General features: G+C 66.0%; 2 protein-coding genes. One reads left to right on the top strand and one right to left on the bottom strand.

Annotated elements, in window-relative coordinates; genetic code table 11:
- A partial coding sequence (locus ACFRAM_RS28710) for a helix-turn-helix domain-containing protein (protein WP_379470440.1) occupies nt 1-758 on the bottom strand: 758 nt, incomplete at its 3' end.
- A gap of 178 nt (nt 759-936) precedes the next feature.
- Between ACFRAM_RS28710 and ACFRAM_RS28705 the strand changes: the two genes are divergently transcribed.
- Nucleotides 937-1,107 (top strand): hypothetical protein, encoded by a 171-nt coding sequence (locus ACFRAM_RS28705; protein ID WP_379470439.1) that lies wholly within the window; start codon nt 937-939, stop codon nt 1,105-1,107.
- Nucleotides 1,108-1,244: the final 137 nt, after the last annotated feature.

Below are 1,244 nucleotides of genomic sequence, written 5' to 3'. Positions count from 1 at the left end.
TGTCCGGCGCGGCTGAGGGCGACGGACTGATTCGCGGCGTTGAGGCAGGTGTGCGCGATGAGATCCGGGTCGTCCGCCTCGGTGCCGAGTGCAATCGCGTCCGCGTAGCAGCGCCGCGCGAGCGGATGCCGGTCGGCGTCGTAGGCGAGCCAGCCCGCCTCTACCGCGAGTTGCCCTGTCGCGCTGATGAATGCGTTACCTGTCGCGCTGTCGTACGTGCAGGTCTCGATCTTGTGCTGCGCGAGGGCCAGCTGCTCGACGGCGAAGTCGACGAGGCCGCCGCCGCCCGACTGCTGGTCTTCGCGCTCGAGCATTTCGACACCGTTCAACAAGCGCGTCACATCGGTCGGACCGATGCTCGCGCTGTCGCCGGGCAGCAGGATTGCGGCAGCCCCTGCGGCCGCCAGTCTTCCGAAGTCTCGCCGTTTCACGTCGTTGTCGACTTCCCGCACATCCGTGCCGCCCACCACAGGGGGCGGTGTCACCGTGTGACCAGGATGCATGTCGACGCGCGGGTCCGCTTGGGTGAGTGCTTCTTTGAAGCGCGCCAGCTGCGGCGGGGTGAGGTCGGCGAGTAGAGAGTCGAGCACTTCGGCAGACCTGCCGACGACCGGACGTTCGACCGTCGCGCGCTGCTCCCATTTCTGGACTGTCCCGACTGCGAAGCCAGTGATGCCGGACAGATCTTCCTGCGTTATCCGCAGCGCATCCTCGCGGAGCTTCTTGACATGCACCTTCGTCCATTTGCTGACAATCATTGGCCCTGCCCCACCAATCGCAAGCGTGCGTAGGGGAAGCGTACGACTTCCGTAGTACATGCGTGTCTGGGTTCACGCTGATCACTCGGTGATGCTTGGAATTGCCCCGGTGCCAGCAGCAAAAGCGTTGGTGCCGGGTGCACTCCACGAACCGACCAGGGAGCTGGAGACACCCGACATGGGAATCATCCTCGCAATGACACTGACCGCGCTAGTGCTGGTCGCCCTCGCCATGCGCGTCACCGACAACCCGCCGCGCACGGAATCGAAACTCACTGTCGCGGCTATCCAGGCCAGGCTTGCCGCCGAGCCGCCGCGCACCTACGTCCCGATCAGCCGGGGGTGGTGACGATGGCATTCACCCAGTGTGAAGCGAAGGTGCTCGGCGCGCTCGCAGCGCTCAAGGCGCCGCGCGCGCTCACGGTCCGGCAGCTCTGCTGCTCGACAGGCCTGCCCGATACGTCGGTTCACCGTGCGCTGCTGCGC

Origin of the sequence: Paenibacillus sp. NPDC056722 (genome assembly GCF_042790635.1) — a bacterium.
Lineage (GTDB): Bacteria > Bacillota > Bacilli > Paenibacillales > Paenibacillaceae > Paenibacillus_AQ > Paenibacillus_AQ agri.
Note: the sequence above shows the minus strand (reverse complement) of the source record. Positions and strands in the feature narration are given on the sequence as shown.